This window comes from Cellulomonas triticagri, assembly GCF_003696205.1.
In the GTDB taxonomy this organism is placed as follows: domain Bacteria; phylum Actinomycetota; class Actinomycetes; order Actinomycetales; family Cellulomonadaceae; genus Cellulomonas; species Cellulomonas triticagri.
Window position 1 is genome coordinate 15,041 of sequence record NZ_RFFI01000023.1, and the last position, 25,574, is coordinate 40,614.

Consider the following 25,574-nt stretch of genomic DNA (forward strand, 5'->3'; position numbering starts at 1 on the left):
CTCAGGCCTCGGGCTCGTGCAGCGCCCAGGCCGTGACGGACAGCAGCGCCTGCTGCACGGGCCACAGCAGCCCCACCACGGCGGGCTCGGCGCCGATCACGACGAGGGACGGGACGGCCGTCGTCGCGGCGACGGCGGTGAGCGCCCACCACAGCCCTGCGCGCCGTCCGGGCGACCGCACGGACCGGACGTACCGACCCAGCGCCAGGCACCAGGCCACGGCGGCGGCGGCGAGCGCCACCATCCCGTGGAACACCTGCTCCAACCCCCGCCGGAAGCCGTCCTCGTCGGGGTCGGTGCCCACCGCCTCCAGCCCCGCGTAGGTCCCGAGCAGCACGGCGACCGTCGTCGCCGACACCAGCCAGGGCAGGGCGACGACGACCGACGTGCGGACCGTGCGGGGGACGGTCAGGGCCCCTGCGGTGCTGCTCACGGCGGCACGCTACCGAGCGGGCAGCCGCCGCGGGGCGGGCATCCGGGTGACACCCGCCCCGGGGGTGTGCCGAGCCGTCAGGCGGCCAGGCGCCCGCCCGCCGACGCCGCACCGAGCCACGTGTGCGGGTTGCGGTCCCAGCACCAGCCGAGCTTCGGGCGGCGCTCGCTGAGCCACAGCGCAGGCACCCGCTGGTTCTGCGCGCGCGACCCCATGAGCGAGAAGCACCGGTTCGGCCGCAGCATGTCCGGCCGCAGCGCGGCGAGCGCCAGGCCCTCGCCGATGGTCAGCGGCGTGCGCCCGCGCCCGCGGACCGTCACGAGCGCATCCTCGGGCCTGACCCCGCAGAACTCCGTCCCGGTGTCGACGTCCCGCAGCAGGTAGGGCCCGGTGGGCACGTCGAGGTCGGGCAGCGGGCGGTAGGTCGCCATCTCCTCGGCGTCGATGACGCTGACGCCCGGGCGCACCGTCCGGGAGCCGTGCCGCAGCGCGGGGACCGCCGCGTTCGCGTGGTCGGCGCCGCCGTCGAGCACGAGGACGAACGGCACGTGGTCGTCGGCGGGCACGACCCGCCCGGACGCGTCCGGACCGGGGACGGGCTGCGGGCCGTCGAGCGCCGCCCGCAGCGGGGCGACGGCGTCGTGCAGCCGCTCGGGGGTCCAGCCGAGGACGGCGGCGAGGCCGAGGTCCAGGGCGGAGCGGATCTGCCGGTCGAGCTCGGTGCGTGCGTCGGCGGCCGGGTCGTACGGCGCGGCGGTGCGGTCGGCGGCGGCGACGGTGGGCCAGGTCGGGTCGGCGGGGATCACGGGGACGGGCACGGGCGCTCCTCGGCTCGGTGGCGGGAGGAGGCCCAACGCCCGGCGCGGGCGTCCGGTTCCCCGGCGCGTCGTCAGTGCGGCCGGTCGCGGTCCTTGCTGGGCTGGACGCGCTTGGGCTCGCCCGGCATCTTCGGGTACTCCGGCGGGTAGGGGAGGTCGCCGAGGTCGTGGTCGCGCTCGTCGCGCGCGGCGAGGTCCAGCAGCCCGTCCAGCGACCCGCCGCCGGGGGCGTCCGGGGCGCGCGCGACCAGCGGGGCGAACAGGTCGCCGACCTCGGCGAACCGGGCGGGCATCGTCGTGACGTCGAAGTCGTCGGGGTGCACGTCCGGCACCTCCTCCCAGCGCAGCGGGGCGGAGACGGTGGCACGGCGGTTGGGGCGCACGGAGTACGCGGAGGCGATGGTCCGGTCGCGGGCCATCTGGTTGTAGTCCACGAAGATCGTCTCGCCGCGCTCCTCCTTCCACCACTTCGTCGTGACCTGCCCGGGCAGGCGCCGCTCGAGCTCGCGGCCCAGCGCGATGGTGGCGCGGCGGCACTGCGTGAACGTCCACCGCGGCTCGATCGGCACGAAGACGTGGATGCCGCGCCCGCCGGAGGTCTTCGGGTACCCGGTGAGCCCGTGCTCGGCCAGGACCTCCCGCACGTGCGGGGCGACGCGGGCGGCGTCGTCGAAGGTCGTCCCGGGCTGCGGGTCGAGGTCGATGCGGAGCTGGTCGGGGGCCTCGACGTCGGCGCGCGTCACCGGCCACGGGTGGAACGTCAGCGTGCCGAGGTTCGCGGCCCACGCGATGACGGCCAGCTCGGTGGGGGTGACCTCGTCGGCGGTGCGTCCGGACGGGAACGTGATCGTCGTCGACTCGACGTAGTCCGGGGCGCCCTGCGGGACGCGCTTCTGGAAGAACGCGTCGCCCTTGTTGTCCATCCGGGTGGACAGCCGGGCGCCCTCGAACCACCCGCGGGGCCAGCGCTCGAGGGTGGTCGGGCGGTCGCGCAGCGCCCCGAGGATGCCGTCCCCCACGGACAGGAAGTACCGGACGACGTCGAGCTTGGTGATCCCGCGGTCCGGGAAGTAGACCTTGTCCGGGCTGCTGACCCGCACGGTCCGGCCCGCGACCTCGATCTCCTCGGCTGGGACCTTCGACGGGCTCATGGCCTCACGGTAGGGCGGGCCGGCCCGCGGCGCACCCCTCTGCGCGTCAGGCGGCGGGGTGGTGCCCGGCGGCGAGCGCCACGTCGAGGTCCTCCAGGACGCGGCGGCACTCCTCGACGTCCCACGGGGTCCCGGCGATCTCGAACTCGAACAGCACCGGCCGCCCGGACCGCGCCGCGATGTCCCGTGCCGCGTGCTGGTAGTACCGGCCGAAGTTCCGGTTGCCGCTGCCCATCACGCCGACCATGCGGCGCCGGTTCACCGGGGAGCGCAGGAACCGGCGCACCGCCTCGGGGATGGTGTCGTTGGCCTCGTTGCCGGTCTTGTAGGACGGGGTGAGCAGCACCCAGGGGCCGTCGGCCTCGCTCTGCCGGACGTCGCGCACCGACAGGTCGAGCACGGGCCGGTCGAGGCGCTCGGCGAACGACCGCACGAGCCCCGACGCGGAGGAGTAGTAGTACACGGGGGTCTGCCGGCTCACCCCTCGACTGAACCCCGCCCACCCGCACGCCCCCCGGGACCAACGTCCCCGCCGCCCGGCGGGGTGGGGAGCAGGACGGCGACGGCCGGGCACCCTCGGTGGGGTGCCCGGCCGTCGGCGCTCAGGGGAGCGGGGTCAGAGCTGGTCGCCCGTGCCGCTCGCCGTCGGGGCGCTCGCGTCCGTCGCGGGCGCGTCGTCCCCGCGCGCGGCGGCGATCGACTCGTGCGCGGCGGCGACCACGGCCTCCGCCGTGATCCCGAACTCCTCGTAGAGCGTCTCGTACGCCGCGGAGGCGCCGTAGTGCTCCAGCGAGACGGCGCGACCGGCGTCGCCGAGGATCTTCCACCAGGACAGCGCGATGCCGGCCTCGACGGAGACGCGGGCCTTCACCGCGGACGGGAGCACCGACTCGCGGTACGCCTCGTCCTGCTCGGCGAACCACTCCAGCGACGGGGCGGACACCACGCGGGTGGGCACCCCGGCGGCCTCGAGGGTCTCGCGGGCCGCGACGGCCAGCTGCACCTCGGAGCCGGTGCCGATGAGGATGACCTCCGGCGTGCCGGTGGACGCCTCGAGCAGCACGTACGCGCCCTTGGCGACGCCCTCGGCGGACGCGAAGCCCTCCTCGCCGCGGGGGAACGTCGGGACGTTCTGCCGGGTGAGGATGAGCGCGGCGGGACCGTCGGTGCGCTCGAGGATCGCCTTCCACGCCTGCGCGGTCTCGTTGGCGTCGGCCGGGCGGACCACGGCGAGGCCGGGGATCGCGCGGACGGCGGTGAGGTGCTCGACCGGCTGGTGGGTCGGGCCGTCCTCGCCGAGGCCGATGGAGTCGTGCGTCCACACGTAGATCGCCGGCACGCCCATGAGCGAGGCCAGGCGGACCGCCCCGCGCATGTAGTCGGAGAACGTGAAGAACGTGCCGCCGTAGGGGCGGGTCAGGCCGTGCAGGGCGATGCCGGACAGGATCGCGCCCATGCCGTGCTCGCGGATGCCGAAGTGCAGCGTGCGGCCGTACTGGTCGCCCGCGAACTCGTGCGTGGAGCGCTCGGCGGGGATGAAGGACGGCTCGCCCTTCATGGTGGTGTTGTTCGAGCCGGCGAGGTCGGCGGAGCCGCCCCAGAGCTCGGGCAGCACCGGCGCGAGGGCGGACAGCACCTCGCCGGAGGCGGCGCGGGTCGCGACGGCCTTGCCGGCGGGGAACGTCGGCAGGGCGTCGGCCCAGCCGGCGGGCAGCTCGCCGGCGCGCAGGCGCTCGAGCAGGGCGGCGCGCTCCGGGTTGGCGGCCTTCCAGGCGTCGAAGCCGACGGCCCACTCGGCCTGGGCGGCCTTGCCGCGCTCCAGGGCCTGCCGGGTGTGCGCGAGGACCTCGGGGTCGACGTCGAAGGTCTTCTCGGGGTCGAACCCGACGGCCTCCTTGAGGCCGCGGACCTCGTCGGTGCCGAGCTTGGAGCCGTGCGAGCCGTGGGTGTTCTGCTTCGTCGGCGACGGCCACGCGATGATGGTGCGCAGGCCGATGAACGACGGGCGGTCGGTGACGGCCTTGGCGGCCTCGATCGCGGCGTGCAGCGCGTCCACGTTCTCCGTGTACTCGCCGCCCTCGGTCCAGTCGACGAACTGCACGTGCCAGCCGTACGCCTCGTAGCGCTTGAGGACGTCCTCGGTGAACGCGATCTCGGTGTCGCCCTCGATCGAGATGTGGTTGTCGTCCCAGATCGCGATGAGGTTGCCGAGCTTCTGCGTCCCGGCGACGGACGACGCCTCGGAGGAGACGCCCTCCTGCAGGTCGCCGTCGGAGCAGATGGTGTAGACGAAGTGGTCGAACGGGCTGGTGCCCGGGGCCGCCTCGGGGTCGAGCAGGCCGCGCTCGCGGCGGGCCGCCATCGCGAAGCCGACCGCGGAGGAGATGCCCTGGCCGAGGGGGCCGGTGGTGATCTCGACGCCGTCGGTGTGCTTGTACTCGGGGTGGCCGGGGGTCTTGGAGCCCCAGGTGCGCAGCGCCTCGATGTCCTCGAGCTCCAGGCCGAAGCCCGCGAGGTACAGCTGGATGTACTGCGTCAGCGACGAGTGGCCCGCGGACAGGATGAACCGGTCGCGACCCAGCCAGTGCGGGTCGGCGGGGTCGTGCCGCAGGACGTTCTGGTAGAGCAGGTACGCGGCGGGGGCCAGGCTGATCGCCGTGCCGGGGTGGCCGTTGCCGACCTTCTCCACCGCGTCCGCGGCGAGGACACGCACCGTGTCCACCGCCTTGTGGTCCAGCTCGGTCCAGCCGACGGACTGGGCCAGGGGAGCCTTCGCGTTCACCGCACCTCATTTCCGCCCGGACCGGCAGCCCGGGGCATCGGGGGTTCAGGGCTCGCTCGGTCACGAGGAGGCGACCGACCGCGGGCACTGCCCCGAGCCTAGACTCCCGCGCGGACGAGGGCGGACAGGTCACCCCGAACCGGACACCGCCCCGACGTCGCCCGGACCGACCCGGCGTGCCCGTCCGACGCGCGGTCGGGACCGGCCACCAGGCGGACAGCCGTCTCGGGCGTCGGACGGTTGACCTACGCTTGACCGGTGACCGACCCCCAGCACTCGCGCGAGGCCCGCCGTGGCCTCGCCCGCCACGAGGTCCCCGACCCGTTGCGCAACGACGTCCGGCTGCTCGGTGAGTTCCTCGGCCGAGTGATCCGCGAGTCCGGCGGCGACGACCTGTTCGACGACGTGGAGCGCGTCCGCGCGCTGACCATCCGCGCGCACGACGAGCAGGACCTCACCGCTCTCACCGAGGCCGAGGAGCTCGTGGCCTCGTTCTCCATCGAGCGCGCGCAGCAGGTCGCCCGTGCGTTCACCTGCTACTTCCACCTGGCGAACCTCGCCGAGGAGCACCACCGGGTGCGCGTGCTGCGCGCCCGGGAGGCCGAGCTCCCCGCGGGCGAGCTCATGCAGGACGACTCCCTGCCGGCCGCGATCGAGGCGCTGGCCGCCGAGGTCGGGCACGACGAGGCCGTGCGCCGGCTGCGGGACCTGGAGTTCCGCCCGGTGCTGACCGCGCACCCGACCGAGGCGCGTCGTCGCTCGGTGTCCCGCGCGATCCGCCGGATCTCGGACCTGCTGGCCGAGCGCGACGCCCTCGCCGCGGGCGGCACGTCCCGCGCGGAGAACGACCGCCGGGTGCTGGAGGAGATCGACACCCTGTGGCGGACGTCCCCGCTGCGGGCGCAGAAGCCCACGGTGCTGGACGAGGTCCGCACCGTGATGAACATCTTCGACACCACGCTGTTCGACACGTTCCCGACGGTCTACCGCCGGCTGGACGACTGGCTGAGCGGCGACGCCGCCGGGCGCGAGGCCCCGCAGGTGCGCCCGTTCGTGCGCCTGGGGTCCTGGATCGGCGGCGACCGCGACGGCAACCCCAACGTCACCGCCGAGGTGACCCGGGCGGCCGCCGCGCTCGCGAACGAGCACGTGCTGACGGCGCTCGAGGAGTCCGCCCGCAAGATCTCCGCCAAGCTCACGCTGGACGACACGGGCACCCCGGCGTCGGCGGACCTCACGGCCCTGTGGCAGCAGCAGCGCGACCTGTCCGAGGACGCCGCCGCGAAGGCCGCCCGCGAGGTCAAGCACCAGCCGCACCGCCGGGCGCTGCGGATGATCGCCGAGCGCGTCGCGGCCACCCGCCGCCGGGACGCGGACCTGTCGTACGCCGGTCCGGAGGAGCTGCTGGCCGACCTCGACGTCGTGCAGCGCTCCCTGGCCGAGGCGGGCGCCGCGCGCGTCGGCTACGGCGACCTGCAGAAGCTCATCTGGCAGGTGCAGACCTTCGGGTTCCACCTGGCCGAGCTCGAGGTGCGCCAGCACTCGCAGGTGCACGCCGCCGCGCTCGCGGACGTCGCCGCGCACGGCGTCGACGGCGACCTGGAGCCGCGCACGGTCGAGGTGCTCGACACCTACCGCGCGCTGGGCACCGTGCAGCGGCGCTACGGCGTCGCCGCCGCCCGCCGGTACATCGTGTCCTTCACGCAGGCGCCGGAGCACCTGGCCGCGGTCTACGAGCTCGCCGAGATCGTGTTCCCCGACCCGGCGACGCGCCCGGTCATCGACGCGATCCCGCTGTTCGAGACCTTCGCGGACCTCGAGGCCAGCGTGGACATCCTCGAGTCGATGCTCACGCTGCCCGCCGTGCAGGCGCGGCTGGCCGAGAACGGCCGCCGGGTCGAGGTCATGCTCGGCTACTCCGACTCGTCCAAGGACGTCGGCCCCGTCGCGGCGACGCTCGCGCTCGACGTCGCCCAGAGCCGCATCGCCCAGTGGGCGGAGAAGCACGACATCGTGCTGACGCTGTTCCACGGCCGCGGCGGCGCCCTCGGGCGCGGCGGCGGCCCCGCGAACCGCGCCGTGCTGGCCCAGCCCCCGGGCTCGGTGGACGGCCGGTTCAAGCTCACCGAGCAGGGCGAGGTCATCTTCGCCCGGTACGGCAACCCGACGATCGGCGCCCGGCACATCGAGCAGGTCGCCGCGGCGACCCTGCTGGCGAGCGCCCCGTCGACGGAGCAGCGCAACGCGTCGGCGACCGAGCGGTTCGCCGACCTCGCCGCCGCCATGGACGCCTCCTCGCGCACGCGGTTCTACGAGCTGGTCCGCGCCGAGGGCTTCCCGCAGTGGTTCGCCCAGGTGACTCCGCTGGAGGAGATCGGGCTGCTGCCGATCGGCTCCCGCCCGGCCCGCCGCGGCCTGTCCGTCGAGTCGCTGGACGACCTGCGGGCGATCCCGTGGGTGTTCTCCTGGTCGCAGGCCCGCACCAACCTCGCGGGCTGGTTCGGCCTCGGGACGGCGCTGGACTCCGTGGGCGACCTCGCGGAGCTGCAGGCGGCGTACGAGGCGTGGCCGCTGTTCAGCACGATGATCGACAACGTCGAGATGTCGCTGGCGAAGACCGACGAGCGGCTGGCCGAGCGGTACCTCGCCCTCGGTGACCGGGACGACCTGAAGGCGCTCGTGCTGGAGGAGATGGCGCTGACCCGGCGCTGGGTCCTCGCGATCACGGGCTCGGAGCAGATCCTGTCCCGCCGCCGGATCCTCGGGCGGGCCGTGCAGCTGCGCAGCCCGTACGTGGACGCCCTGTCGCTGCTGCAGATCCGCGCTCTGCGCGCGCTGCGCACGGGGGAGTCCGAGGACCTGGTCGAGGAGAACAAGCAGCTGCTGCTGCTCAGCGTCAACGGCGTGGCCGCGGGCCTGCAGAACACCGGCTGACCCGCACCCCGCACGCGCGACGGCCCGGCACCCCCCGAGGGGTGCCGGGCCGTCCTGCGTGCGTGCGGCGTCAGCGCCAGAGGCGCTGCGTCGCCAGGGCCGCGCCCTCGACCAGGGTGTCGAGCTTGGCCCACGCGATCTGGGGGTGGATGCGCCCGCCGAGGCCGCAGTCGGTGGCCGCGACGACGTTCTCCCGGCCGACGAGCCGGGCGAACCGCTCGATGCGGTCGGCGACGAGCTCCGGGTGCTCGACGACGTTGGTCGCGTGGCCGACGACGCCCGGGAGGATGAGCTTGCCCTCGGGCAGGGTCACGTCCTCCCACACCCGCCACTCGTGCTCGTGGCGGGCGTTCGCCGCCTCGAAGGAGTACGCACCCGCGTTCACCTTGAGCATGGTGCGGACGATGTCCTTCATGGGCAGGTCGGTGGTGTGCGGGCCGTGCCAGGAGCCCCAGCACAGGTGGTACCGGATCTGGTCCTCGGGCAGGCCGCGCAGCGCGTGGTTCAGCGCCTCGACGCGCAGCTCGGTGAACCTCACGTAGTCCTCGACGGTGGGCTCCGGGGTGATCTGGTCCCAGTTCTCCGCCATCGACGGGTCGTCGATCTGCAGCACGAGGCCGGCGTCGACGATCGCGACGTACTCCTCGCGCAGCGCGTCGGCGAGCGCCCAGACGTACTCCTCGTCCGTGCCGTAGAAGTCGTTGTCCATCCGCGCGGCGCTGCCCGGCGCGATGGCGGTGACGAAGCCCTCGGCCGCGCCGGTGGCGTCCAGCGCCCCGCGCAGGTTCGCGGCGTCCTGCGCCACGGCGTCCTGCCCGGTGTAGGTGACCGGGGCGACGGCGGTCGGGAACGGCTTGGGCTCGCCGCCGTGGAAGACGCCGCTGGTCGGGTCGGCGTACGCCTCCTCGAACGCGGCGCGGTCGCGGCGGCGGCCGAAGCCGGTGACCCGCACGTCGCCGGGGCCGGACTGCACGTCCTTGAAGATCCACGACGCGCCGTCGCGCAGCTCCAGGCCGCCGAGGCGCTGGAACGAGTACGACCACCAGGCGCCGTAGTCGATGGCGCTGCTCATGGACTTGCCGAGCTCGCCGTCGCCGGGGACGTCGATGCCCGCGTCGACCTGGCGGCGGACGAGGTCCGTGACGGCCTCCCGCAGCAGGTCCGCGTGGCCCGTGGCGTCCTCCCCGGCCTCGCGGGCGGCGTTCGCCGCGATGAGCTCCGGCGTGCGCGGCAGGCTGCCGGCGTGGCTGGTGAGGATGTGGTCGGTGCTGCGGATCATCGGTTCTCCCGGCTCGGCATGGCTGCGTCGCCATCGTGGCACGGCGCCTGCCACGTCAGGGGGACCTGTCCGCCGAACGGTCTCGGGTGCGCCTCAGCCGAGGCGCGGGGTGCCCGGCAGGCCGCGGTGCGCGAGGTCTCGCAGCACGTGCAGCAGGATCCGGTTGAACGCCACGGGCTGGTGGCTGTTCACGTCGTGCCCGGCGTTCGGGACGACCCACTGGCGCGCCCCGGGGTGCGCGCCGAGGAACCCGCGCGCCCCGAACCGCAGCGGGTCGCGCGACCCGTTGACCAGCCACACCGGCAGCACGAGGCGTCGCAGGTCGGCCAGCGGGGAGTACCCGTGCAGGGCGGCGAGCATGTCGGTGACGACGTGCCAGGACCCGCCGCCGCGCCCGAGCGTCCGCACGACCCGGCCCGACGCCCGCCGGTAGGCGCGCAGCGGCTTGCCCTTGATCTCGGTCGAGCACCCGGCGAGGACGACCCCGGCGAGCCGGTCCTCGTGGCGGGCGGCGTAGGCCAGCGACATGTACCCGCCGAGGGACAGCCCGACGAGCAGCGGCGGCTCGTCGCACCCGCGCACGGCGGCGTCGATCGCGGCGAGACCGCCCTCGAACGTGAACCGCTCCCCGGCGCGCACGCCGTGGCCGGGCAGGTCGATGGCGTGCGTCACGTGGCCCCCGTGGGTGAGGGCGCGGACCTGGTCCTCCCAGATGCGGGAGGACGTGCGGGTGCCGTGGACGAGCACGATGGGCTGGCTGGCGGGCATGCGGGCTTCCGGGTGCTGGCGGACGGGGCGGCGGCGGACGGGGTCGCCGCCGGCCGCGGACTGCCCGCGAGCGTAGCCCGTGATGCTGGGCGCCGGCTGGGTGCGCCACCGGTTCACCCGGGTGGGTCGTCGACCCCCAGCAGCCCGCGCCGGTGCGCGACGGCGACGGCCTCGGTGCGACCGCCGACGCCGAGCTTGCCCAGCACGCGCGAGACGTGCACGGACACCGTCTTGCCGCTGATGTAGAGACGTTCGCCGATCTGCCGGTTGCTCAGCCCCTCGGCGACGAGGGCCAGCACCTCCGCCTCACGCGCCGTGAGCACGTCGGCGCCGCCGCCGGGGACGCCCGGCAGGTCGAGCCGGGCGCGGCGGGACAGGTCCCCGAGCGCCGTCGCGAGCGGCACCGCGCCGATCTCGCGGGCGGTGGCGAGCGCGAGCGCGGCCTGCTCGCGGGCGGCGTCCCGGTCGCCCGTCGTCAGCAGCGCCTCGGCCCAGCGGCGCCGCGCCCGCGCGACCTCGTAGTCGTACCCGTAGTCGAAGCCCTCCGCGGTGCGGCCCCAGGTGGCCGGGTCGTCCGTGCCGGTGAGGCGGCCGTGCTCGGCGTGCGCCCGGGCCAGCCAGGCACGCCCCTCGGGGCCCATCTGCCCGCCGCGGGGCCGACCGCGGTCCGCCGTCACGACGGCGCGCTCCAGCAGCCGGGCACCGACCGCCAGGTGCTCGGCGGGGTCCCGCCCGGCGAGCCGGTCGGCGGCGGCCAGGTCGGCGAGCGCGGCGATGCCGAGCGCCGACAGCCAGATGCCGCCGAGGAAGTAGTCGGACCACACGCGCCCGATCTCGTCGAGGAGCTCGTGCGCCAGCGCGACCGCCTCGTCCAGGCGCCCGGCCCAGGTCAGGGCGTCGACGGCGCAGCCCCCGGCGATGAGCGTGATCATCGTGTCCCCGTGCTGCCCGTGCAGCAGCGACAGGCTGCGCTCGGCGGCGTCGGCGTCGCCCCGGGCGACCACGGCGTACATCTGCACGCCCTCGACGGCGGACAGGGCGCGCGGCGGTCCGGGATCGGCGCTGGGCACGGGGGCGCCCAGGTCCCCTCGGGTGTACCGGACGATCTCGGCGATGAGCCGCAGCTCGACGCCGTAGGTGCTCCAGGTGAGCCCCGCGCGGGCGGCGAGGGCCAGCCCGGCGTCCACGGCGTCGGCGGCGTCCGCGAGCCGACCGGCGTAGAACCGGTTGGTCGCGAGGTTGTACGTGCAGCGCAGCTCGGTGGTGGTGTCCCCGGCGCTCCGGGCCCGGTCGAGGGCGTCGCTGAGCAGGTCCGCGGCGCGGTCGGGGTCCTCGACCACGAGCACGGCGAGCGAGATGAGCGCGTCCGCCTCGGCGTCGGTCGCCCCGGCCGAGCGGGCCTCGTCCACGGCCGCCGCGGCGGCGATCTCCGCCTGGTCGTCCAGGTCCGAGTTCAGGGCCGCGCGGGCGTGCGTGGCGAGCGCCCACGCCCGGTCGGCGTTCGGGGGCAGCGGGCTGGCGTCCAGCGCGGCGAGCGCCCGGTCGGTCTCCCGCAGCGCCTCGTCGATGCGCTCGACACCGAGCAGGTGCCGGGCGAGCGTCGTGCGGACCGCGGCGAGCCGCCGGACGTCCGCCGACCCGGCGCCGTCGACCACGCCCACCGCCTCGCGGGCGAGGGCCACGGCGCGCTCGCCGAGGCCCGCACGGGCCCCGGCGGTCGCCGCGGCGAGCAGCACCTCGACGCGGTCCTGCCCGAGGTCCGCCGCCGCGTCGGGGACGCCGGACCACAGCCGCAGCACCGTCTCCAGGTGCCGCAGCTCCTCGGCGGGGGCGAGCACCCGGCCCGCCTCGCGGGCGGCGTCGCGGGACGCCAGCAGGGCGAGCCGCTGGTCGTGGGACAGCAGGGCGTGGTGGGCGCGCTCCGCGGGGGTCGCGAGCGCGGGGTCGGTCGCGGCGGCGAGCAGGTAGCCGCGGTGCAGCGCGACCTGCTCCCCGGGCAGCAGGTCGGTGTAGACGGCCTCGGCCAGCAGCGCGTGCCGGAACGCGATCCGGCCGTCCTCGCCCACGAGGACGTCGAACGTGTCGGCGTCGTCGACCACGGCGCGCAGCAGCGGCTCGGCGACGCGGCGTCCGGCGGCGGAGGCGGTGCGCACCAGGCGCTGCACCGCGGGGTCGAGCTGCTCGAGCCGGGCGCGCAGCACGTCGGCGAGCGTCCCGGGCAGGTCGGTGCCGGCTCCCCGCGCCTCCAGCAGCTCCTCCGCGAAGTACGCGTTGCCCTCGGACCGGCGCTGGATGCGCGCGAGCGCCTCCGCCGGCAGTGGGTGCCCGGCGAGCGCGGTCGTGAAGTCGCGCAGCTCGTCCGGGGTGAACGGCGGCAGGTCGAGGCGCTCGACTCGCGGGTGCCGCCCGAGCTCGGCGAGCACGGGGCGCAGCGGGTGCCGGCGGTGCAGGTCGTCGGCCCGGTACGACGCCACGAGCAGCACCGGCTCCGACCGCAGGCGCGCGACGAGGTACCGCAGCAGGTCCCGGCTGGACGAGTCGGCCCAGTGCAGGTCCTCCAGCACCAGGACCAGCGGTGCGCCCGCCCGGCCCGACGACGCCAGCACGGACGCGACCCCGTCGAACAGCTGCAGCCGCTCGCCCTGCTCGTCCGCCGCGCCCGGCGGCGGCGCACCGGGCGACGCCCCGGGGAGCGTGGGCACCAGGCGCCGCAGCGCGGGGCGGGTGGCGGCGACCTGCGCGGCGCCCTCCGGGTCGGCCTCGGCGAGCTGCAGGAGCGCGTCCGCGAACGGCAGGTACGGCAGCCCGATCTCGCCGAGGTCGACGGCGTGGCTGGTCACCACGGTGGCGCCGCGCTCGGCGGCGAGCCGGGCGAGGTGGGTGAGCAGCCGCGTCTTGCCGACGCCCGCGTCCGCCCCGACCAGCACGAGCCCGGGCTCGCCGCGGCCCGCGCGCTCGACCGCCCCGAGCAGGACGTCCACCTGCTCGGCGCGGGCGACGAAGGCGTGCGCGGACCGGGTCACGAGGTTGATCGTGGCAGCACCCACCGACACCCGTCAGCCCCGTCCGCCCCGCGCGGCGCAGCGCGCCCCGGCCCCCGTCACCGGCGGTGACGGCGCCGCCAGCGCCACCCCAGGTCGGATCCGCGCACCGCGGCCCGCACCACCTCGCGCCGGTAGGCCACCTCGGCGTCCAGCGCCGGTCCCCACACCGTGTCCATCTCGTCCCCCGCCCTCCCCGGCGGGCCCGCCCCCTCCGGGCGGGCCCGCCGGTCCTCGTCGTGACCTGATGCCTCCACCCTGCTGCTGAGGCACCGGTGCCCGGATCGGGCGACCGTCGCGTACCTCGCGTCGCACGGCGCGGGCTCCGGGCCTGAGGTGCCCCTGAGGCCCGCCTGAGGTGCCCTGAGGCGGGGTGCGCCACCCGGCGCGGCCCGCCGTCGGCGTGCGAGGCTCGGGGCATGACGACGCCGCAGCCCGCCCCGCCCGCCGCCACCGACGCCGCGCCCGCGCGCGACGTGCTCGCCGAGACGTTCGACGCCGTGCTGTTCGACATGGACGGCACGCTGATCTCGTCCACGGGCTCGGTGGAGCGCTGCTGGCTGCGGCTGGCGGAGGAGTTCGGGATGCCGACCGGGCCGATGAGCCCGTTCGCGTTCCACGGCGTCCCGGCGCGCGCGATCATCGACGACCTGCTCGCGGACCGTCCCCAGGACGTGCGGGACGCGGCGCTCGCACGGGTGGTGGAGCTGGAGATCGCGGACGTCGCGGGCATCGAGGTGCTGCCGGGTGCGGCGGACGCGCTGGCGGTGCTGGCCCCGGCGGGGCGGTGCGCGGTGGTGACCTCGTGCGGGTCCGCGCTGGCGGCGGCGCGGTTCGGCGCGGTGGACCTGGTGGCCCCGCCGCGGACGGTGACGGCGGACGACGTCGAGCGCGGCAAGCCGGACCCGGAGCCGTACCTGCGCGGTGCGGCGGCGCTGGGCGTGGACGCGCGCCGGTGCCTGGTGGTCGAGGACGCGGAGTCGGGGGTGCGCTCGGGTCGCGCGGCGGGCGCGGCGACGCTCGCGCTGCGCACCACGCACGCCGCGGGGCCGGGCGGCGGCGCGGACCTCGTGGTCGCCGACCTGGGGGCGGTGCGGTTCGCGGTGCACCCGGACGGGGTCCGGGTGGTCGCCGCCTGAGCGGTGGCCGGGTCAGGGTGCGGTTCAGGGTCGCCCCAGGGTCCGTCCCGGATGTGCGGGGGCGGCCCGGCGCGGCACCGTAGGGGTTGTCGCCACGGCGACGACCATCCGCAGCACCGACAGGGAGTGACGACGATGACCGGCATCTACGAGACCATGTGGCGCAGCGGCCTGGTCCGGCCGCAGGACGGGCGCGTGCTGGGCGGCGTCTGCGCCGGGCTCGCGCGCCGCTTCGGCATGGACGCCTGGCCGATGCGCTGGCTGTTCCTGATCGTGCTGATCGTGCTGCCGGGCAGCCCGCTGCTCATCTACCCGCTGCTGTGGATCTTCATGCCGGGGCAGGACTGGGTGGCGCGCACGCACGGCCCGTCCGCCTACGCGGCGTCGTTCCCGCAGGCGTACCCGGCCCAGCAGCCGTACCCCGCGCAGCAGCCGTACCCGGGCCAGCAGCCCTACCCGGCGCCGCCCGCGGACGGTGACGCCCCGCGCTGAGCGGGGTCCAGCAGGACGTTGTACCGCGGGACCGGGGGGAGGGCCCGGGTCTCGCGGAGCCACCGCGGGGTCGCCTCGACGGGGAACGCGGTGACCGGGCGCACGCCGTCCGGCCCGACCAGCCCGTAGACCAGCGCCCCGCCCCCGACGCCCTGCGCACGGTGCACCACCGTGCGCAGGGCGTCGGCCGTCCCCGGGACGGGGTCGTCCCGGTGCAGCAGGGTGCCGGGGCCGTCCGGTGCCGCGAGCACGGGCAGCACGGCGTCGGTGACGCGCTGCAGCAGGGTCCGGTCGTCGGGCCGGTGCCAGGGCAGCAGGTGCCGCGGGTCGAGGCCGAGGGCGACGGCGAGGGCGCCGCCGGTCCACCGGTCGCGCTTGAGCCCGTACGGGGTGGGCACCGTGGACAGCAGGTACCCGTAGACGTGCGCGAGCCCGGCGTCGGTGCCGGGGAACTCGACGGGCAGCCCGGCGAGCACCTGGAGGCGCGCGAGGACCGCCCGGTCGAGGACGGGCGCGCGGGTGTGCTCGTCGACCACCGTCGACCGGGCCCACCGGCCGAAGGTGCCGCGCTCGCGGTCGGCGACGACCTGGGCGACGAGCCAGCCGAGCGGTCCGTCGGTGGCGAGGGGGTCGTCGGTGCGGGCGGCGGCGTCGAGCGCGGCGAGCGCGTGGTCGTCGGCGGGGGTGGGCACCCGCGCAGGCTAGCGGCGCGTCGACGCCGCCCCGGGCGGGGACGGGGCCTTCGGCCATGCCGCGCGCGAGAGTTCTCCTGGAGTTCACACGGACGTGGTGAAACCGTCCATGGGGTACCCCTAGCGTGGACGGTGCGTCCACACGGGCGTTCTCCACCGGGCTGCGCTCGCCGCACGCCCCCGCACGCAAGGCGATCCGTGAGCCGAACCGACACCCTCCTCCTGCTCGACTTCGACGGCACCGTCGCGGTCGGGCACGGACCGGTGCTGGCGTACGCCCGCGCCGCCTCCGGCAGCCTGGACCCCGCCCCCGCGGCGGCGTTCCGGGCCGACGTCGCCGCCGCGCTCGACACCGTCGACGACCCCGCCCCGACCGGGCGCCGCGCGGGCGGCCGGGCCCCGGCGACCACGGACCGGCTGCTGCCGCTCGACGGCTACGACCTGGTCCGGGTGCTCGCCGAGCGGCACGGCATCGGCCCGCTCGCCCTGTCCGCCGCGTACCTCGCGAGCCGGCACGCCCTCGGCACCCCCGAGGCCCCGGTCGCCGCCCCGCGCGGCCTCGCGGCCGTCCTCGCCGAGGTGCGCACCGAGGCCCGCGTCGTCCTCGCGACCAACGCCCCGGACATCCGCCTGACCGAGACGCTCGCCGCGCTCGGGCTGTCCGGCCTGCTCGACGCGGTGCTCACCGACGTCGGCAAGCCCGGCGGCATGGACGCCGTCCTCGACCGGTGCGGCGTGCGCCCCGACGGCGCCGGCACCCGGGTGCTCAGCGTCGGCGACGTCTGGGTCAACGACCTCGCGCCCGTCGCCGCCCGCGGTCACACGACCGCCCTCATCTCCCGGCGCCCGCCGCCGGAGGCCCGTCCCACCTGGACCGTGCCCGCCCTGCCGGACCTGTACCCGGCGCTGCGCGAGTGGGTCCGCACGGGCGCAGTCCCGCCCACCGCACCGAGCACCACCCCCACCGCCCGGGTCCCCGAGCGGATCACGAGTGAAGGATGACCATGTCGAAGCACGTCCTGCCCGGCGCCGCCCTGCTCGCCGCGGCCGCGCTCACGCTCGCCGCCTGCTCCTCCGGTGACGCCGAGGCGTCGCCCGCCGGCGGCGAGACCGCCGCCGACCCCACGTCGCTGACGCTCGCGCTGGTCCCGTCCCAGGACCAGAACGGCCTCGTCGACACCGCCGCGCCCCTGACCGACTTCCTCACCGAGGAGCTCGGCATCGAGGTCACCGGCGTCGTCTCCAAGGACTACCAGGCCGCCGTCGAGGCCATGGGCGCCGACCAGGCGCAGATCGGCTTCCTGCCCTCGCTGCAGCTGTGGCAGGCGGCGGACATGTACGACGCCAGCGTCGTGCTGCAGACCGAGCGCAACGGCAACATCTCCTACCCGGCGCAGTTCATGACGAACAACCCGGACAAGTACTGCGAGGACGAGCCGGTCGAGCGCGACGGGATGCTGTTCTGCAACGGCGCCGACGCGATGCAGGGCCCCGCCGGGCTCGACTCGATCGAGAAGGTCGCGGGGGCGAAGGTCGCGCTGCTCGGCCCGGCGTCGCCCGCGGGCTACATCTACCCGGTGCTCGCGCTGCAGGAGGCGGGCCTCGACACCGACGCCGATATCGAGCAGATCCCGGTCGCCGCCAACGACGCCTCGGTGCTCGCCGTCTACAACGGCGACGCCGAGGTCGGCTTCTCGTTCTGGGACGCCCGCAGCATCGTCGTCAAGGACACCCCGGACGTCGGCCAGAAGGTCGTGGTGTTCGCCCTCACCGAGGAGATCCCGAACGACGGCGTCGCGCTGTCGTCGTCGCTGTCGCAGGACCTCCAGGACCGCATCTCCACGGCGCTCGAGGACTACTCGAACACCGAGGAGGGCTCGCAGGTCCTCACCGACATCTACTCCATCTCGAAGCTCGCCCCGGCCGACCCGGCGTCCCTCGACGTCGTCGCCCGCGCGGCGGAGAAGCTCGGCCTGCAGTGAGCGCACCGCTCACCTCCGCGGCCCCGGCGGGCACCCCCGCCGGGGCCGCGGCGCCGTGGCCCGTCCGGCTGCGCGACGTCGTCGTGCGGTACCCGAACGGCGTCGTGGCGCTCGACGGGGTGTCCCTCGACATCGCGGCGGGGGAGATGGTGGCCGTCGTCGGCCTGTCCGGCTCCGGCAAGTCCTCCCTCATCCGCACCCTGAACGGCCTCGTGCCGGTCACCTCCGGCACCGTCGAGGTCGGCGGGCACGACGTGACCGCCGCGCGCGGCCGGGCGCTGCGCGCGCTGCGCGGCGAGGTCGGCATGATCTTCCAGGGCTTCAACCTGGCCGGACGCGCCACCGTGCTGCAGAACGTGCTGGTCGGCCGGGTCGCGCACGCCCCGGCGTGGCGCACCCTCCTGGGCGCGCACACCGCCGCGGACACGGCGGTCGCCGCCGAGGCCCTGGACCGGGTCGGCATGCTCGACCGCGCCTGGCACCGCGCCGCCCACCTCTCCGGCGGGCAGCAGCAGCGCGTCGCCATCGCCCGGGCGCTCGCCCAGCAGCCGCGCGCGGTGCTGGCCGACGAGCCCGTCGCGAGCCTCGACCCGCCCACCGCGCACGGCGTGATGGCGGACCTGCGGCGGATCAACCGCGACCTCGGCATCACCGTGCTGGTGAACCTGCACCTGCTGGACCTCGCCCGCGAGTACGGCACCCGGCTCATCGGCCTGCGGGCCGGGCAGGTCGTCTACGACGGCTCCGCGGCGGACGCCAGCGACCGGGTGTTCGAGGACATCTACGGCCGGTCCATCCGCCCCGACGACGTGCTCGGCACGTGAGCGCCGTCCTGCCCGCGCGGCCGGCGGCTCCCCGGCCCGCCGCCGTGCTGCCCGCGCGTCCCGCCGGGCGGTGGCGGGTCGTCGTCGGCTGGGCGGTGGTGCTCGGGATCACCGCGCTCACGCTCGTCCCCGGGCTCGGCGTGGAGGTCGACCTCGGCGCCGTCGCCCGCAGCTGGCGCAACGGCGCGGACAAGGTCGTCGCGCTGCTGCAGCCGGACTGGGCGTTCTTCCCGCGCACGGTCGCCCCGCTCCTGGAGACCCTGCAGATGGCCGTCATCGCGACCGCCGTCGCAGGGGCGGTGTCGCTGCCGCTGAGCCTGTGGGCGGCCCGGACCACCAACCCGAACCGGCTGCTGCGCGGCGCCGTGCGTGCCGTGCTCAACGTCGTGCGCGCCGTGCCGGACCTGCTCTACGCGTCCGTGCTGGTCGCGATGGTCGGCGTCGGCGCCCTGCCCGGCGTGCTCGCCCTGGTGCTGTTCGACGTCGGCATCGTCGTCAAGCTCGTCTCCGAGCAGCTGGAGGCCGCCGACACCGGGGCGATCGAGGCCGGTCTCGCCGCCGGGGGCACGCAGTCGCGGGTCAACCGGGCCGTCGTGGTGCCGGACATGATGCCCGGGTTCTGGACCCAGCTGCTCTACGTCCTCGAGCTCAACGTCCGGGCCTCCTCGGTGCTCGGCCTCGTCGGCGCGGGCGGGATGGGCCTGCTCATCGACGCCGTGCGCTCGTTCTACCGGTACGACCAGCTGTCCCTCATCATCCTGGAGATCCTCGTCGTGGTGCTCGTGCTCGAGGCCGTCAGCAGCGCCGTCCGCCGGAGGCTGGTGTGACCGCCCCGGCGGCCGTGCGCCCGAGCCGGGGTGGCCGGGGCGTGCTCGCCGGGGACGTGGCGCTGCCCGCCCGGCCGTCGCGCCTCGCCGTGCGGGCGCTGTCCGCCGCCGTCGTGGTGGTCGTCGTGCTCGCGTTCTGGTCCGTCGACATCCAGTGGGGTCGGCTGTCGGACCTGCCGTCCGAGGTCGTCCGCTACCTGGGGCTGATGTTCGCGGCCCCCGAGTGGTCGAAGCTGCCCGAGGCGCTGTGGCAGACCTGGCGGTCCGTCGCGATGGCCTGGCTCGGCACCGTCCTCGGCATCCTCGTCGCCACACCGCTGAGCCTGCTCGCCGCGCGCGGGCACGGCCCGGCCCCGGTGCGCGGCGCCCTGCGGCTGCTGTTCGCGGTGATCCGCGCGGTGCCCGAGATCATCATCGCCATCGTCATCCTGTCCGTCACCGGACTGACCCCGCTGACCGGGGCGCTCGCGCTCGCGGTCAACGGCATCGGCACGCTCGGCAAGTGGGGCTACGAGGCGATCGAGGGGATCGGCCCCGGTCCCGTCGAGGCGGTGCGCGCCGCCGGGGGCTCCGGCACCCAGGTGCTCCGCTGGGGCGTGTGGCCGCAGGTGCTGCCCGCGTTCGGGTCGTTCTGGCTCTACCGGTTCGAGATCAACGTGCGCTCGTCCGCCGTGCTCGGCCTCATCGGCGTCGGCGGGATCGGTGACATGCTCACCTCGTACACGCAGTACCGGGAGTGGTCCACGGTCGGCGTGCTGCTCATCGTCGTCGTGGTCGTCACCGTCGCGATCGACGCCGCCTCGGGCGCGCTGCGCCGCCGCATCATGGAGGGAGCCCGTGCCCGTGCCGTCCAGCCCTGACGTCGTCGCGCACCCCACGGTGCGGATCAGCACCGCGCTGCCCAGCCTGCACGCCTCCGAGCGGCGGGTGCTGGAGGAGGTCCTGGCCCGGCCCGACCTCGTCGTGGAGTCCACGGCGCAGGACGTCGCCGACCGGATCGGCGTCGGCCGGTCCACCGTCGTGCGCGCCTGCCAGAGCATCGGCTACAAGGGCTACCCGCAGCTGCGGGTGGCGCTCGCGGCCGAGCTCGCGCACGCGGGCGGGGAGGTCGACTACGGCACCAGCGCGCTCGGGCGGCTGCGGGGCGATATCGCGGCGCTCGCGGCGGCGCTCCCGCAGATCACGGCGGTGCTGGACGAGGCCACCGTCGAGCGGGCCGTCGACGCCCTGACCGGCTCGCGGCGGCTGCTGGTGCTGGCCAACGGGCTGTCGGCGCCGCTCGCGACCGACATGGCGATGCGGCTGACCGCCGTGGGGCGGCCCGCGGACTTCGTGGCGGACTCCATCGGGCAGCAGATCGCCGCGCGCGGCCTCGCACCGGGGGACGGGTGCGTCGTGCTCAGCGGGTCGGGGGCCAACGAGGCGAGCCTCAAGGTGGCCCGCGCCGCGCGGCAGGGCGGCGCGACCGTGGTCGCGGTGACGTCGTTCCGCGGTTCGCCGCTCGCGGACCTCGCGGACGTCGAGCTGGTCGTCGCACCTGCCGCGACGACGTTCGCCCGCGAGCTCGAGCGGACCTCCCGGATCGCGCTGGCCGTGCTGGTGGAGTCGCTGGTCGCCGTCGTCGCCGACCGGTCGGGGGCCGCGGCCGCGGAGATCCACGACCACGTGCTCGACGTGCTCAGCGACAACCTCGCGGACTGAGGGCCGTCAGCCGAGCACCTCGACGGTGACCTCCCAGGCGAGGTCGTCGAGGATCTCGGCGGCGTGCGTGTGCGCGGCCCGGACCGCGGTCTCCAGGTCGGGGGCCTCGCCGCGCAGCACGAACGTCACCGGCGCGGGCCCGGCGAAGGCGGGCGGGGCGTCGTCCCGCAGCGCCCCGAGCGCGTCCGCCATCCCGGCGCGCGTCTCGTCGTCGGGGACGTCGGGGACGGTGAGGTGGGCGACGTAGTCGGGCATGGCCCCATCATCGGCCAGCCCACCGACACGCGGGCGTCAGGTGCGCGGCGCGGCGGGCGGGCGCACCCCGGCGGCGGTCGTCGGGATCGCCACGGCGCTCACCAGGGCGCCCCCGGCCATCAGCACCGCGCAGGCCAGCATCGCCACCGGGTGCGCGTCCGCCAGCACCGCCGGGTCGGACAGCCCCGCGCCCACGCCCGCGACCAGCGGCAGCACCGCGACCGCCAGCAGGCCCGCGACCCGGGACACCGCGTTGTTCGTCGCCGACGCCACCCCCGCGAGGTGGTCGGGCGCGGCGGACAGCGCGGTCGAGGTCAGCGGCGCCACCGTGAGCACCAGCCCCGCGCCGACCAGCAGCACGCCCGGCAGCACCCCGGTGACGTAGGTCGTCCCGGGGCCGATCCCGGCGAGCAGCGCCGCGCCGCCGCCCGCGAGCAGCGGCCCGACCGTCATGGGGATGCGCGGCCCGATGCGGGCCCCGAGCGCGCCGCCCTGCGCGGACAGCGCCAGCATCAGCAGCGTCACCGGCAGGGACGCGATGCCCGCGGCCAGCGGCGACCAGCCGGTGACGACCTGCAACGTGATCGGCAGGAAGAAGAACACGCCCGACAGGGCCGCGTAGACCAGCAGGGTCGCGAGGTTCACCGCCGCGAACGGCCGCCACCGGAACAGCGCCAGCGGCAGGGCGGGGTAGCGCTGCTTCGCCTCGGCGACGAGGAACGCCACCAGCGCGAGCACCCCGCCGGCGCCGACCGCCGCCGTGGTGGCGTCGAGGGAACCGGCCTCGGACCACGCGGTGAGCGCCCAGGTCAGCGCCCCGAGGCCCAGGGCGGCGAGCGCCGTGCCGACCACGTCCAGCCCGCCGGGTGCCTCCGCGTCGACGGACTCCGGCACCCAGCGCACCGCCACGACCACGACGAGCGCCGCGAGCGGGATGTTGATGCCGAACACCCACCGCCACCCCGCGTGCTCCACGATCCAGCCGCCCAGGAACGGCGCGACCGCCCCGACCGCACCCGCCAGGCCGGACCACGCGCCGATGGCCCGGGCGCGGTCCCGCTCCGCGAACGACGACTGCAGGATCGCCAGCGAGCCCGGGGTGAGCAGCGCGCCGCCGACGCCCTGCACCGCGCGGGCGGCCACCAGCAGGCCGACCGTCGGCGCGACCGCGCACAGGACTGACGCCGCCGCGAACGCGATGGTGCCGATCAGGAACAGCCGCCGCCGCCCGAACCGGTCGCCGAGGGAGCCCCCGAGCAGCAGCAGCGCCGCCAGCGTCAGCGCGTACCCGTTCACCGTCCACTGCAGTCCCGCGCTGGTGGCGCCGAGGTCGGCGGCGATGGCGGGCAGGGCGATGCCGACCACGGTGCCGTCGAGGAAGACGAGCGCGGAGCCGAGCACCGTCGCCAGGAGGGTGCCGCGCCCGGCGGCGGTGCCGAAGGTGAGGCTCGCGGGGGCCGCCGTCGGGCCGCCCTCTCGGTCGGGCACGGGCATCGCAGGACCTCCGCGGCGGCTGGGCGGGTGGCGCGGACGACGGCCCGTGCCCGGTGACGGTACGTCCGCCGAGCGCCCGCGCGGTACCCCCTGGCGGGCTCGGTGCCCGTCCGTGCCGTGGGGTGATCCGCGTCGCGTCGTGCCGTCCGGCGTGTCGTTCGCGCGGCGGAGCGGCCGTCCGTCGGGCACAGTAGGCGGGTGGGTGACGTCAGGGATCTCCGTTCCGCGCCGGGAGAACGGCGTGCGGACGCGCGTGCGGAGCACGACGAGCTGGTGCTCGACGCCGTGCGCCAGGCCCCTCGTGCTGCCCGGCACTGGATCATGCACCGCGTCGCGGTGGCCGGTGTCTCGGGCTCCGCGAACCAGGTGATCGAGCTGCTGACCGGCGAGGTCGTGGCGAACGCCGTCGTGCACGGACCCGAGCACGGGCAGGTGCGCGTCGCCGTCCGGATCGACCACCGCGGCGTCCGGGTGGCGGTCTCGGACGAGAGCCCCGCGCGGCCCCAGGTGCAGCACCCCGAGCCGACGGCGGTCAGCGGGCGCGGCATGGCGCTGGTCGAGGCGCTGTCCCGCACGTGGGGCGTCGACCTGCACGACGGCGACGGCAAGACGGTGTGGTTCCTGGTCGACCCCGAGGCCGACTGACCCGACCGACCTCCCGAGCCGTCAGCGGAGGGCGCGACCCGGCGCGAGGTCGACGACCAGCGCCCGGTGGTCGGACATGCCGGTGTCCACGGAGATCGGCTCGCTGCGCGGCGCCACGTCCCCGTCCAGCAGCACGTGGTCGATCTGCCGGTCCGGCACCTCGACCGGGAACGTGTCCGCCCGGCCCGCCGAGCGCCACCCCGACACCCGGGCCGGGGTGCCGCCCTCCAGGTTGAGGTCGCCGGTGACCGCGAGCGGGCGGGGCAGCGCGTGGCACGCCCGCACCAGGTGCCGCAGCTGCAGCACGTTCCAGCCGGTGATGAACGTCAGGTGCGTGTTCACCACCGTCACCGGTCCGTCCGGCGTGTCCACGACCGCGGCGAGGGCGGCGCGCTGCTCGTCCTGCACCAGCGAGGGGCGCCGGGTGCCGCGGTGCACCATCGGCACCCGGCGGCGCAGCGTCGGCAGGGTCAGCACGCGCCAGGCCGTGACCGGGTACCGGCTCAGCAGGGCGATGCCGTAGGCGGCGAGGTCCGGCTGGTCCTCGCCGGTGGCGGCGGTCCACGTCCCCGGGTGTCCGTGCAACGTCGCGACGAACCGGTGGTGCGTCGCGCCCATCGCCTCGGCCGCGACGGCGGTGAGGTCCGCCTGGTGCGAGCGCGGCTGGTCCCGGTCCACCTCCTGCAGCGCGAGGACGTCGGCGTCGAGGCCGCGCACCGCGGCGGCGAACCGGTCGAGGTCGACCTTGCCGTCGCTCAGGCCGCGGCCGTGCAGGATGTTGAACGTCGCGAGTCGCACGTCCGCGATTCTTCCCGCCGGACTGCGGGCGCGCGCGTCGTCGGGCACGATCGGCCCCATGGACTCCGGGACCGCGACCAGCGCAGCCGTCGGGGCCGAGGTCGGCCCGGGGGCCGCCGACCCGCCCGACCCGCGCACGGCGCTGCAGGACGCGCTGCGGATGACCGCCGTCGCGCTCGAGGACGCGGGGATCCCGTTCGCCCTGGTCGGCGGGTACGCGGCGTGGGCGCGCGGCGCCCCGGAGCCCGACCACGACGCGGACTTCGCGGTCGCCGAGACGGACGTGACCCGTGCGCAGGAGGCGCTGGCCGCCGCCGGGCTGGACGTGCGGGAACCGGCGGAGAACTGGCTGTTCAAGGCGTTCCACCACGACGCGATGGTCGACGTGCTGTTCCGGATGGTGGGGGAGCCCATCACGGGGCAGATGCTGGACCGCAGCGACGTCATGGAGGTGCTCGCGGTCCGGATGCCGGTGCTCGACGCCACCGACATCATCTCGGCGAAGATGCGCGTGCTCGGGGAGCACTACTGCGACTTCACGCGGATGATCGCGATGGTCCGGGCGCTGCGCGAGCAGGTCGACTGGCACCGTGTGCGCCGGGAGACCGCCGAGACGCCCTACGGTCGCGCGTTCCTGCTGCTGGTGCACGAGCTCGGCATCTCCCCGGTCGGCCCCGAGCCCCGCTGACGACCCGTCGCGCGCCGCCTGCAAGGACGGGCCGCGTCGCGACACAGTGGGGGCAGGAGCCGGACCCCGCCCGGCGCCGCCCGACCGAGAGGACGCGCCGTGCGCACCGACGAGCACCCCGCCGGACCTGCCGAGCCCGGGCCCGGGCCCGAGGTGGACGGGGCGGTCGGCGAGCGGGGCGACGCGTGGTTCGAGGACCTGTTCCGGGAGCACGCCACCGCGGTGCACCGGTACCTGCTGCGGCGCGGTGCGGCCGACGACGCCGAGGACCTCGCCGCGGACGTGCTGACCGTCGCGTGGCGCCGCCGGACCGAGGTGCCCGAGGGCGCGGAGCTCCCGTGGCTGTACCGGACGGCGGGCTTCGTCCTCGCGAACCACCGGCGCAAGGGGCGGCCGGTGCCGGTCGCGGAGGTGCCCGACGAGCCCGATCCCGCCGACCCCGCCGTGCTCGCGGTCCGCGACGACCAGGTGCGGACCGCCCTCGGCCGGCTGGGGGCGCGCGACCGGCAGGTGCTGCTGCTCACGGCCTGGGAGGGACTCGGCGGGGACGACCTGGCGGTGGTGCTCGGCATCTCGCGCGGCGGAGCCGACGCCGCCCTGTCCCGGGCCCGCGCCCGGCTGCGCGAGGCCTGGACCGCCTGAGGACGCCGCCCGCCCGGTGCAAGGTCCGGGCCCCCGGGCACACAGACAGGGTGGAGGCGCCGGTGGGGCGCCGGCAGGCAGGAAGGGGCGGGCCGTGGACGAGCACCGCGAGCAGCAGCAGGACGGGTCGGGCACCGACCCCCACGACGAGGCGTTCGCGCGGCTGTCCGCCGCCGACCCGGCGGCGGA

Annotated in this window: 24 protein-coding genes; 12 read left to right on the plus strand and 12 right to left on the minus strand. The window is 76.0% G+C overall.

The genetic code is table 11. From position 1 onward, the window contains the following. Nucleotide 1 precedes the first annotated feature (1 nt). The 5 genes from EBM89_RS06040 to tkt all read right to left on the minus strand — a co-directional run bounded on the left by EBM89_RS06040 (nucleotide 2) and on the right by tkt (nucleotide 5,184). A complete protein-coding gene (locus tag EBM89_RS06040) occupies nucleotides 2-433 on the minus strand; it encodes a hypothetical protein (protein WP_122148554.1) in 432 nt (143 codons plus the stop codon). A gap of 77 nt (nucleotides 434-510) precedes the next feature. Beyond that, nucleotides 511-1,251 (minus strand): DUF5701 family protein, encoded by a 741-nt coding sequence (locus EBM89_RS06045; protein WP_199731990.1) that lies wholly within the window; start codon nucleotides 1,249-1,251, stop codon nucleotides 511-513. A 71-nt stretch (nucleotides 1,252-1,322) separates the two neighbouring features. Next, complete coding sequence (gene ligD / locus EBM89_RS06050) at nucleotides 1,323-2,402, minus strand: non-homologous end-joining DNA ligase (RefSeq protein WP_122148555.1); 1,080 nt, start codon at nucleotides 2,400-2,402, stop codon at nucleotides 1,323-1,325. 46 nt (nucleotides 2,403-2,448) lie between these two features. Next, complete coding sequence (gene nrdI, locus EBM89_RS06055; protein ID WP_122148556.1) at nucleotides 2,449-2,883, minus strand: class Ib ribonucleoside-diphosphate reductase assembly flavoprotein NrdI; 435 nt, start codon at nucleotides 2,881-2,883, stop codon at nucleotides 2,449-2,451. 135 nt (nucleotides 2,884-3,018) lie between these two features. Continuing rightward, nucleotides 3,019-5,184 (minus strand): transketolase, encoded by a 2,166-nt coding sequence (gene tkt, locus EBM89_RS06060; protein WP_122148557.1) that lies wholly within the window; start codon nucleotides 5,182-5,184, stop codon nucleotides 3,019-3,021. A gap of 258 nt (nucleotides 5,185-5,442) precedes the next feature. Here tkt and EBM89_RS06065 point away from each other — a divergent pair, with 258 nt between their 5' ends. Continuing rightward, nucleotides 5,443-8,118 (plus strand): phosphoenolpyruvate carboxylase, encoded by a 2,676-nt coding sequence (locus EBM89_RS06065; protein WP_122148558.1) that lies wholly within the window; start codon nucleotides 5,443-5,445, stop codon nucleotides 8,116-8,118. A 70-nt stretch (nucleotides 8,119-8,188) separates the two neighbouring features. Here EBM89_RS06065 and EBM89_RS06070 read toward each other — a convergent pair whose 3' ends face one another. The 3 genes from EBM89_RS06070 to EBM89_RS06080 all read right to left on the minus strand — a co-directional run bounded on the left by EBM89_RS06070 (nucleotide 8,189) and on the right by EBM89_RS06080 (nucleotide 13,188). After that, the gene (locus tag EBM89_RS06070) at nucleotides 8,189-9,397 is read right to left on the minus strand and encodes a cobalamin-independent methionine synthase II family protein (RefSeq protein WP_122148559.1); all 1,209 of its coding nucleotides are present in this window, start codon (nucleotides 9,395-9,397) and stop codon (nucleotides 8,189-8,191) included. A gap of 93 nt (nucleotides 9,398-9,490) precedes the next feature. After that, complete coding sequence (locus EBM89_RS06075) at nucleotides 9,491-10,165, minus strand: alpha/beta fold hydrolase (RefSeq protein WP_233571576.1); 675 nt, start codon at nucleotides 10,163-10,165, stop codon at nucleotides 9,491-9,493. Nucleotides 10,166-10,278: 113 nt separating this feature from the next. Next, the gene (locus tag EBM89_RS06080) at nucleotides 10,279-13,188 is read right to left on the minus strand and encodes a helix-turn-helix transcriptional regulator (RefSeq protein ID WP_233571577.1); all 2,910 of its coding nucleotides are present in this window, start codon (nucleotides 13,186-13,188) and stop codon (nucleotides 10,279-10,281) included. A gap of 437 nt (nucleotides 13,189-13,625) precedes the next feature. Here EBM89_RS06080 and EBM89_RS06085 point away from each other — a divergent pair, with 437 nt between their 5' ends. Then, the gene (locus EBM89_RS06085) at nucleotides 13,626-14,345 is read left to right on the plus strand and encodes an HAD family hydrolase (protein WP_122148561.1); all 720 of its coding nucleotides are present in this window, start codon (nucleotides 13,626-13,628) and stop codon (nucleotides 14,343-14,345) included. A gap of 135 nt (nucleotides 14,346-14,480) precedes the next feature. Further along, complete coding sequence (locus EBM89_RS06090; protein WP_122148576.1) at nucleotides 14,481-14,837, plus strand: PspC domain-containing protein; 357 nt, start codon at nucleotides 14,481-14,483, stop codon at nucleotides 14,835-14,837. Here EBM89_RS06090 and EBM89_RS06095 read toward each other — a convergent pair. After that, nucleotides 14,798-15,529, minus strand: coding sequence for an amino acid deaminase (locus EBM89_RS06095; protein ID WP_122148562.1), 732 nt, complete (start codon nucleotides 15,527-15,529; stop codon nucleotides 14,798-14,800). The two genes, EBM89_RS06090 and EBM89_RS06095, sit on opposite strands and share 40 nt — an antisense overlap. Before the next feature lie 198 nt (nucleotides 15,530-15,727). On the opposite strand from EBM89_RS06095, the gene EBM89_RS06100 reads away from it, so the two are divergent. Genes EBM89_RS06100 through EBM89_RS06125 form a run of 6 tightly spaced genes read left to right on the plus strand, consistent with a single transcriptional unit; the run spans nucleotide 15,728 to nucleotide 20,863 of the window. After that, complete coding sequence (locus EBM89_RS06100; RefSeq protein WP_122148563.1) at nucleotides 15,728-16,531, plus strand: HAD family hydrolase; 804 nt, start codon at nucleotides 15,728-15,730, stop codon at nucleotides 16,529-16,531. 2 nt (nucleotides 16,532-16,533) lie between these two features. Next, nucleotides 16,534-17,511 carry a phosphate/phosphite/phosphonate ABC transporter substrate-binding protein gene (gene phnD, locus EBM89_RS06105; RefSeq protein ID WP_439647168.1) on the plus strand — a complete coding sequence of 326 codons (978 nt, stop codon included), beginning with the start codon at nucleotides 16,534-16,536 and terminating at the stop codon, nucleotides 17,509-17,511. After that, on the plus strand, nucleotides 17,508-18,335 hold the full coding sequence (gene phnC, locus EBM89_RS06110) for a phosphonate ABC transporter ATP-binding protein (RefSeq protein ID WP_122148565.1): 828 nt from the start codon (nucleotides 17,508-17,510) through the stop codon (nucleotides 18,333-18,335). The genes phnD and phnC overlap by 4 nt, the downstream gene beginning before the upstream one ends. Then, nucleotides 18,332-19,162, plus strand: coding sequence for a phosphonate ABC transporter, permease protein PhnE (gene phnE / locus EBM89_RS06115; RefSeq protein ID WP_233571578.1), 831 nt, complete (start codon nucleotides 18,332-18,334; stop codon nucleotides 19,160-19,162). Before phnC ends, phnE (EBM89_RS06115) begins: the two co-directional genes overlap by 4 nt. Then, nucleotides 19,159-20,022, plus strand: a complete 864-nt coding sequence (gene phnE / locus EBM89_RS06120; protein ID WP_439647169.1) for a phosphonate ABC transporter, permease protein PhnE — start codon at nucleotides 19,159-19,161, stop codon at nucleotides 20,020-20,022. The genes phnE (EBM89_RS06115) and phnE (EBM89_RS06120) overlap by 4 nt, the downstream gene beginning before the upstream one ends. Next, entirely contained in the window at nucleotides 20,006-20,863 is an 858-nt protein-coding gene (locus EBM89_RS06125; protein WP_199731991.1) for a MurR/RpiR family transcriptional regulator, read from the plus strand. The genes phnE (EBM89_RS06120) and EBM89_RS06125 overlap by 17 nt, the downstream gene beginning before the upstream one ends. Before the next feature lie 6 nt (nucleotides 20,864-20,869). Here EBM89_RS06125 and EBM89_RS06130 read toward each other — a convergent pair whose 3' ends face one another. Both EBM89_RS06130 and EBM89_RS06135 read right to left on the minus strand, forming a co-directional pair. Then, nucleotides 20,870-21,118, minus strand: coding sequence for a hypothetical protein (locus EBM89_RS06130; RefSeq protein WP_122148566.1), 249 nt, complete (start codon nucleotides 21,116-21,118; stop codon nucleotides 20,870-20,872). 36 nt (nucleotides 21,119-21,154) lie between these two features. Next, nucleotides 21,155-22,612: a DHA2 family efflux MFS transporter permease subunit gene (locus EBM89_RS06135; RefSeq protein WP_122148567.1), complete on the minus strand. Its 1,458-nt coding sequence runs from the start codon at nucleotides 22,610-22,612 to the stop codon at nucleotides 21,155-21,157. 198 nt (nucleotides 22,613-22,810) lie between these two features. On the opposite strand from EBM89_RS06135, the gene EBM89_RS06140 reads away from it, so the two are divergent. Further along, a complete protein-coding gene (locus EBM89_RS06140; protein ID WP_233571579.1) occupies nucleotides 22,811-23,257 on the plus strand; it encodes an ATP-binding protein in 447 nt (148 codons plus the stop codon). Between the two features lie 21 nt (nucleotides 23,258-23,278). On the opposite strand, the gene EBM89_RS06145 is transcribed toward EBM89_RS06140, so the two are convergent. Beyond that, complete coding sequence (locus EBM89_RS06145) at nucleotides 23,279-24,055, minus strand: endonuclease/exonuclease/phosphatase family protein (RefSeq protein ID WP_122148581.1); 777 nt, start codon at nucleotides 24,053-24,055, stop codon at nucleotides 23,279-23,281. A gap of 58 nt (nucleotides 24,056-24,113) precedes the next feature. Between EBM89_RS06145 and EBM89_RS06150 the strand changes: the two genes are divergently transcribed. Together EBM89_RS06150 and EBM89_RS06155 are read left to right on the plus strand one after the other, a co-directional pair. After that, on the plus strand, nucleotides 24,114-24,743 hold the full coding sequence (locus tag EBM89_RS06150) for a nucleotidyltransferase family protein (protein ID WP_122148568.1): 630 nt from the start codon (nucleotides 24,114-24,116) through the stop codon (nucleotides 24,741-24,743). 99 nt (nucleotides 24,744-24,842) lie between these two features. Next, a complete protein-coding gene (locus EBM89_RS06155) occupies nucleotides 24,843-25,385 on the plus strand; it encodes an RNA polymerase sigma factor (protein ID WP_439647170.1) in 543 nt (180 codons plus the stop codon). Nucleotides 25,386-25,574: the final 189 nt, after the last annotated feature.